This window comes from Pseudomonas izuensis (assembly GCF_009861505.1).
In the GTDB taxonomy this organism is placed as follows: domain Bacteria; phylum Pseudomonadota; class Gammaproteobacteria; order Pseudomonadales; family Pseudomonadaceae; genus Aquipseudomonas; species Aquipseudomonas izuensis.
This window is the reverse complement of the sequence record NZ_WTFT01000013.1, coordinates 90,154-97,978: the sequence shown is the minus strand read 5'-3', so window position 1 is coordinate 97,978 and position 7,825 is coordinate 90,154. Positions and strand designations below refer to the sequence as shown.

Here is a 7,825-nt window from a genome sequence, read left to right as displayed (position 1 = left end):
GCCCAACACCATGCCCAGGGCATTGGCGGCCATCAACGCACCGCCCGCCGTTTCTGCCGCCCCCGAACCATTGAGGCGCAGTGCCAGCCAGGTCATCAGCAATGTCGATCCCAGCTGCATCAACAAGCTGGCCAAATAGAGCGCGCCGAACGTCTTCGTCAGTCCAAACACGGTGCTGATTCCAGAAAGAAAAAATGCGAAACCTGTGGGTTCAGCTCAGGCCGTGGAGCGCTTTCCAGTTGCCCGGATGCACTACATAGCCGAACAACGCATGCCCGCCGTACACCAACTCGGTTCCTTCGGGAATCCACAGCAACTGGCCCGGCGTGACCTGGTACAGCTCAACGCCGACCTGTAATTCAAAGCAGCCTTCGATCACGAAAATCACTTCGTCATACAGCACCGTCCAGGCCACTTGCGCGCCTTCCCAGCGGGCAAAGCCGACGCCGATGTTCGGCGAGATTTCATTGCTCAGGGCCCGGGCCACATAGGCGGCGCCGGGTGGGCCGCCGCGGAAGTTGAAGTCCAGATCCTGGTGGTCGATGCGCAGCACGCGCTTTTTTTCCAGTGCACTCATAACTCACTCCGGCTGTTCCACGCCGCCAGGTGAATGCGCGAACGCACACCGAGGCCGAGGAACGGTTCCGGCGGATTGAGCGACGGCATGCCGGTCACCGCACGAATGTCGTTCAACTGCGCCGAGTCCGCGCCCACCGCAAGATCCGCCAGCAAGGTGCCGGAAATCGTGCCCCAGGCCGCACCCACGCCGTTGTCGCAGGCGGACGCATGGACGCCTGGCTCCAGCTCGCCGAAGAAGTTGGTGAAGTTACGCGAGATCGCGTACACCCCGCCCCAGGTATGGCTGAACGGCACGTCGGCCAGTTGCGGGAACCGCGCCTCGAAGGCCTTGCGGTGCGACGCTCGAACCTTCAAGCGCATGCCGTCGCTGGTGCTGCGACCGTACTTGGGCACGTGCTTGTAGGTGTTGCGGATAATCAGCCGACGGTCCTGGGTCATGCGCACCGTCGTACCGGCGTGGTCCGCCGGGGTCAGGCCCCAGTCCAGTTGACCGCCGTAGGTGGCCAACTCGGCATCGGTCAGCGGACGGGTCCAGCTGGCGAAGGTCATCACCGGCAGCAGGCGGTTGCGCAGGTAGCCGAACTCCTGGGTGAAAATGCTGGTGCCCAACAACAGTTGCGGAGTGCGGATCACGCCGTTGCTGCCATGCAGAATCCAGCCGCCGCGACCGTCGTGTTCCAGCCGCTGGATCGGCGACTCTTGCAGCAACTCGACGTTGCCTGGCAAGGTGCGGGCCAGACCAGTGACCAATGCCGCCGGCTGCATCAGGTAGCAACCCGGGGTGTAGATCGCACCGCTGTAATGTGACGTGCCCAGTACGCCGGCCAGCTCTTTGGGATCAACCCGGCGAAAGGGCTCGCCCAGATCGCTCATCAGTCGTTCGAAGTGGTCGAGGTAAGCCAGCCCGCGCGGGCCGACCGCCCCCTGGTACTTGCCGGCATGTGACCACTGGCAATCGATGTCATGGCTTTGCACCAGGCCCTGCAACTGCGAAATGGCCGCACGGTTGAGCGACAGCAAGCGTTGCTTGTGCGCCGGGTCCGGATGTTCCAGCGCGAACTTGTGCGGCAGGTCAATCACAAACCCCGAGTTGCGCCCCGAGGCGCCGTGGGCGACCCGTTGCGCGTCCACCAGAATGATCCGCGCTTCGGGGTGATGCTGGGCCAGGCGACGGGCTGCGGCGAGGCCGGCAAAGCCTGCCCCCACCACCGCGTAGTCGGCCCGCTGCTCGCCGGACAAACGCTTGCACGCCGGCTGTTCGGGCAGGGCTGCGTACCAGCCGCAGCTCGCATCGTCATACGGCAAATTGATCGAATTTTTCATGATTGCGGCCTCAGGCGACAGCCTGCTGAGCGTTCTGACAGGACTGCAGCAATGCGCTGCGTTGCGTTTGTGCCTGGCGACCCAACAGCACGAAGCCATTGAGCCTGCCCTCGGCGTCATAGAACCCGGCGCTCAATCCGTCTGGCGTCGGTGTGCAGCGCCATTGACCTTCACTGGCCATCGCCGGCGCCAACAGGCACAGCGGCGCGGCGGGTGTTTTCACCGTCACCGGCATCAGCGGGTAATCGACGGTTGTGGGTTGGCCGAGCAGGGTTTTACTGAGCGCCTGGATGCCCTGATTGATCGGCGCCAGATACGGCAGCAACTGGCCGTCGATCTCGATGCAATCGCCCAGCGCGTAGATGCCCGCTACAGAAGTTTGCAGCTGGGCATCGACCTGAATACCGCGCCCAACCGCAAGACCGGCACTCTGCGCCAGACTCAGATCAGGCCGCAGCCCGACCGCCGACAGCACCAGGTCGGCCTCAAGGATCTGGCCGCCCGCGAGTTTCAGTCGATAGCCCTGCCCGCTCGGTTCGATGGCTTGAACGGTGTTCTGCAAGTGCCACTTCACGCCCAGTTCACTCAGTGCGTTTTGCAGCACCTGTCCGGCCTCGACCGGCAACAGGCGCTCCATCGGCCAGCGACCGAGACCGATGACATCCACGCTGAAACCGTTGTGCGCAAGGTCATTGGCGAACTCGCAGCCGATCAGGCCATCGCCGAGAATGGCCACGCGTTGCACACCGGTCAGTCGCTCACGAAACCCGTGGTAATCCTGCAGGTTGTTGACGCTGAGCATCGCGGCGGTCTCACCCTCGATGGGCAGGCGAATAGGTTGCGCGCCGCTGGCGAGTACCAGTTGGCCGTACTCCATTTCACCGAAACTGGTGCGCAGGCGTCGCTTGGAACTGTCGATGCCCAGCACTGTGCAGTGGGGATAAACGCGGATGTTCAGACGCTGCTCGATGGCCAGCGGTGATTCGCCGGACAATGCCTCGGCGCTCTTGCCCTGAGACAGTCCGATTGAAAGCGCGGGCTTGGAATACAGGTGCCCGGACTCCTGGGTCAGCACGCGAATCTCGATCTCGGTATCAGCCTTGCGCAGTGCCTGGGCCAAACCATAACCGGCATAACCACTGCCGATGATGACAATCGGCCCGCGCGGCAATGCAGCGACAACAGGCTTCGCCACCGCCAATGGCGGCGCGCTGACCGCCACAGCCGCCTCGGTGTACTCACTGATATCGAGCATCTCGAAATCAGCCTTGCCGACGTGGCATTCCGGGCAGATCCAGTCTTCGGGAACATCTTCCCAGCGCGTGCCGGCGAGGATCCCGTCCTCGGGCCAGCCCAGCGCCTCGTCATAAATCAGGCCGCAGACAATGCATAGCCAAGTCTTGAACATGCTGTTCACTCCCCAGCGATCCGGATCGCCACGTTTTTGGTGCGCACGTAGCTGTACAAGGCTTCCTGGCCCTTTTCCCGACCGAAGCCCGACAACCCGACGCCGCCAAATGGTGTTTCGATGCCACCGGCGTACCATTCGTTGACAAACACCTGGCCGGATTTCAAGCGACGCGTGCAGCGCATGGCGCGGCTGATGTCCTGGGTGAACACCCCGGCCACCAGACCGAATTCGGTGCCGTTGGCGATGGCAATGGCCTCTTCTTCCGTATCGAACGGCATGATCGCCAGCACCGGTCCGAACACTTCTTCCTGGGCGATGCACATTTGCGGGGTGACGTCGCGGAACACGGTCGGACGCATGAAGTGCCCGGCTCGATCCGCGAAGGCTTCGCCGCCGGTCACTGCTATCGCGCCCTCTTCGATTGCGCGGCGGCACAAGGCTTCGATGCCTGCCAGTTGTCCGGCGCTGACCACCGGTGTGAGGTCGGCGTTTTCCTGACCTGTGCCGACGTGAAGTCCTTCGGCCAGGGCCACCACAGCCTCGACCACTTCTTCATAGATCTCGCGCTGCACCAGCAGCCGCGACATCGCCGAACAGACCTGCCCGGCATTGAAGAAGATGCCCGACTTGACGCTGGTCAGCAGTTGCTCAAGATCGGCATCGGCGAAAGCAATCGCGGCGGACTTGCCACCCAACTCCATCACGCTGGGGATCGCATACCGGGCGGCATCGCGCAAAATCGACTGGCCCGTCGGCACGGAACCGGTGAACACGATCTGATCGACACCGCTGTGGCTCACCAGATACGAACCGACTTCGCGACCACGGCCGCAAATCAGGTTGACCGCCCCCTTGGGCAAACCGGCATTGGCGATGGCGCGGATCAGCACGCACATGCCCAGCGGTGAAAGCTCGGGGGACTTGATGACCACCGCGTTGCCCGCCGCCAGGGCTGGCGCCAGCGAGCGGGCACAGATCGACACCGGGAAGTTCCACGGCACGATCTGTGCCGAAACGCCCATCGGGTCGTACAAGGTAAAGTCCATGTACCCGTTGCCCAGCGGGATCGAAGTGCCCTCGATCTTGTCCGCCATGCCGGCGTAATACTCGAAGTAACGCGCCGCCTCGATGAACTCGTCCTTGGCATCGCTCAGGCGCTTGCCGTTTTCCTGGCACAACACCCAGGCACCTTCATCCGCCACGGCACGAATTTCTTCGGCGATGCGCAGCAACCAGGTGACCCGCTGCGCCGGGCGCACCCGAGTCAACTCGCCGCTATCGGCGCAGCGACGGGCCGCCTGCACGGCGCGCTCGGCATCGGCCACGGTGGCCTGGGCGATGGTCGCCAGCGGTTCGGCGGAGCCTGGGTTGTTCACTGTCAGACGCTGGACGCTATCGCTCCATTGCCCGTCGATGTAGTTGAGCCAGTGAGAGGCTATCGGATACATGGCACTTCTCCTCAGGCCGACTGGGCGGTGGCGAGCAATTGACGTGCGGCCCACTGGTGGAAGAAGTGCGTCGGGATGTCCATTTCCGGGGAGAACGCGCCACCCTTGTAGCCTGGGGAATGGCGACCTTTCTGCATGCCTTCGACCGAACTGATGTCTTCGGCGAACACGACTTTCCAGGATTCCAGGATGGCATCGCGGCAGGCGCTGAACGCTTCGCTGCTCGCCGCTTCATCGCCGACGTAGAACAGGCGCAGGTGCTCGATGGTGCGTCCCGGCGACACTGGTTCAAGTTGCATGGCGAAGGCGTGGTCGGCCTGGATGCCGAGCAGGACATTGGGGAAAAACGCGACGTATTCGGCATTGCGCAGACGGTCCAGCGGCCAGCTCGGGAATTTCGGCAAGTGAGTACCGGCGACGTCCGACAGGTTGTAGGCGTAGCTGCCCTGACCCGAAAAGTGCTCGCCGACGATGATGTTGTAGTGGTCTTCCAGGCGCGAATAAGAGTTCAGGCTCGGGTGCACCCATGGCAGGTGATAGGCCTCGCAGTAGTTCTCTACTGCCAGCTTCCAGTTGCACTTGATGTCCAGGGTGGTGGCGTCATGGCCCGGGCGGCGGCTCAGCAGGCTCATGCCGTCTTCGCCCAGGAACTGGTTCCAGCGCGCAGTCAGCGGCGCGAGCATGTCTTCGAGTGGCTGTGCATCGCCGGACAGATTGATGAACACCATGTCCATCCAGATCGCACTGCGAATGGCTTTCAAGCCGTGTTTCTCACAGGCGAAACGCTCATCCTTGTGCTGATCGATGCCGCCTACGTGGGGCGTGCCACGCAGCCCGCCGTTGAGGTCGTAAGTCCAGGAGTGGTAAGGGCAGCGAATGACGCCTTGCACCTCACCGGCCTCCTCCACCAGCTTCATGCCGCGGTGGCTGCACACGTTATGGAACACCTGAATCACGCCTTCGCGGTTGCGCATCAGCAGCAGCGGCAGGCCCATGAAGTCGACTGGCTTGACCGAGCCGGCCTTGCCCAGATCGCTGGCAAAACCAACACAAGCCCAGGTCTTACCCATGACCTGATCGCGCTCGAGTTCGAAGTAACGTTGTTCGGTGTAAAACTCGTTGCTCAGGCCGGTGGCTTCATGAATCGGATTGAGCACGGTTTCGAGGTGATGCACTGGAATTTGTTGGAGGGTGGTCATTATTGTTTTCCCCTGCTGGGCACGGTGTGGATTGTTCGGCAGGCTTGCTGGCCAGATCCGCTGGCGGCAAGTTTCGGAAAACGGGGGGGTGTCGACAAACGATATTTCGGGAGGGATTCATGACTTTTGATCATGAATATGGACATCTGCGGCCCGCCAACCTGTAGGAGCGAGCCTGCTCGCGATGGTCGTAAACGATAACGAGTGCTGTCTGAATGACCGCGTTGTCTGAGCGTTTTTCGCGAGCAGGCTCGCTCCTACAGGGGCGGGAGTTGTTTCATTAGCCAGCTGCGGAAGCGCTTTACGCTTTGGCGCATACCGCCACGGCCCAAGGGCTCCAGCAAACAAAACTGTGCATCGGTGCGCAATACCGCATCCAGCGGCCGCACCAGCGCGCCGCTCTGCAGGTAGTCATCGACCAGATTGGACCAGGCCAGCGCAACGCCCTGCCCGCTGATGGCCGACTGGATCAGCATCGAATAACTGTTGATGTTGATCCGGCGTTTCGGCTCGACGTTTTTCAATCCCTGGCTCTGGAGCCATTCGGACCAGCCAATCCAGTCGCGCTGCGGATCGTCGAGGACGAGCCATGTGCAGGCGGCCAGGTCGGCAGGCGTCGTCAAGGCAGGATGCTTGGCCAGGTAAGTCGGGCTGCACACCGGATAGACCTCTTCGGAAAACAATGGCGTGACCTGCATTTCCCGGGGTGGGGTACTGCAGTAATACAACGCCAGATCGCAATCCAGGCGCGAGAAATCCTTGACCTGATCGTGGGCGATGATGCGCAGGTCGATCTCTTCGTTTTCACGTTGAAACTCGGATACTTTGGGCAGCAGCCACAATGAGGCCATCGCGGTACTGGTCGCCACCGTCACTTGCTCGGCACCCTGCCAATGACGAATTTCACCCGTCGCCTGGGCCACTTGCAGCAAGGCAGTGCGGACCGTTTCGTAATATTGACTGGCCGCCGGACTCAGGTGGATCGTGCGGGTCGTGCGTTCGAATAAAACCTTACCCAGGTAGTCTTCGAGCAGGCGTACCTGGCGGCTGATTGCGCCCTGGGTCACGTTCAGCTCTTGCGCGGCCAGGGTGAAGCTCAAGTGGCGCGCTGCGGCTTCGAACGCGACCAGACTGTTGAGCGGTGGTAAAGGGTGGATTTTCATGCAGGCAAGGTCACGTCGTTGTTTTGGTTTTATCGCGGGAGTTTAGTCCTTGGCGTGGGGGGTGGACAGCGCCTACTTCAGACCCGCTCAGGGATTGGGTGTATATCCATTATTTGAGTGATGGCGACTTATGGTTCCGCCCTCACGGCGGGTCACTTTGGAAAAGCCCCAAAGTAACCAAAAGGCTTTGCCCCACCACTCGGTGCCTCGCTTAGGCTCGGTATGCCCTCACTCCGGCATTGCTCCGTGGGTCGCCGCGATGGGCCATCCCTGGCCCAGCGCGGCTAAACCGGCGTCCTGCCGGTTTACCCACGGAGCAATGCCTGCGTTCGGCCAGCGTGGTTTAACGGGGCGCCCAAATCAAAAGCCAAAGCGAGGCGGCCTGACAGCCGACCTGATTTTTGACCTGCCTGTGATCCCCTGTAGGAGCGAGCCTGCTCGCGATGGACGTCAACGATAACGCGTGCTGCCTGAATGATCGCGTTGTCTGGAAGACCATCGCGAGCAGGCTCGCTCCCACAGGAGAACGAGTGCACCCGTGAAATCAGGTCGGCTCATAGGCCGCCATCGCTGGCAAGCCAGCTCCCACAGGGAATGGGGTACACCCGCAAAAGCCAGGTCGGCTGTCAGGCCGCCTCGCTTCGGCTGTTGATCTGGCTTTTGATCTTCTTGCCCCCTCGTGAGGCCGAGTGCAGGTTCTGC

Annotated in this window: 6 protein-coding genes and 2 pseudogenes; all 8 read right to left on the bottom strand. The window is 61.9% G+C overall.

The annotated features are described in order from the left end of the window. Window positions 1-171: pseudogene (locus GPL81_RS31420) on the bottom strand (MFS transporter); the annotation flags it as partial. Window positions 172-211: 40 nt separating this feature from the next. Further along, on the bottom strand, window positions 212-577 hold the full coding sequence (locus GPL81_RS14240) for an ethanolamine utilization protein EutQ (RefSeq protein WP_160107250.1): 366 nt from the start codon (window positions 575-577) through the stop codon (window positions 212-214). Beyond that, window positions 574-1,902 carry an NAD(P)/FAD-dependent oxidoreductase gene (locus tag GPL81_RS14235; protein WP_160107249.1) on the bottom strand — a complete coding sequence of 443 codons (1,329 nt, stop codon included), beginning with the start codon at window positions 1,900-1,902 and terminating at the stop codon, window positions 574-576. Before GPL81_RS14235 ends, GPL81_RS14240 begins: the two co-directional genes overlap by 4 nt. A 10-nt stretch (window positions 1,903-1,912) precedes the next feature. Next, window positions 1,913-3,157, bottom strand: a complete 1,245-nt coding sequence (locus GPL81_RS14230) for an FAD-dependent oxidoreductase (protein ID WP_246218926.1) — start codon at window positions 3,155-3,157, stop codon at window positions 1,913-1,915. After that, window positions 3,146-3,310 (bottom strand): annotated as a pseudogene (locus tag GPL81_RS31415) (rubredoxin); the annotation flags it as partial. The gene GPL81_RS14230 and the pseudogene GPL81_RS31415, both read right to left, overlap by 12 nt. Before the next feature lie 5 nt (window positions 3,311-3,315). Next, entirely contained in the window at window positions 3,316-4,761 is a 1,446-nt protein-coding gene (locus tag GPL81_RS14225) for an aldehyde dehydrogenase family protein (RefSeq protein ID WP_160107247.1), read from the bottom strand. Window positions 4,762-4,772: 11 nt separating this feature from the next. Next, a complete protein-coding gene (locus GPL81_RS14220) occupies window positions 4,773-5,960 on the bottom strand; it encodes an aromatic ring-hydroxylating oxygenase subunit alpha (protein WP_178122593.1) in 1,188 nt (395 codons plus the stop codon). Between the two features lie 257 nt (window positions 5,961-6,217). After that, window positions 6,218-7,123, bottom strand: coding sequence for a LysR substrate-binding domain-containing protein (locus GPL81_RS14215; RefSeq protein ID WP_096512297.1), 906 nt, complete (start codon window positions 7,121-7,123; stop codon window positions 6,218-6,220). Between the last annotated feature and the right edge of the window lie 702 nt (window positions 7,124-7,825).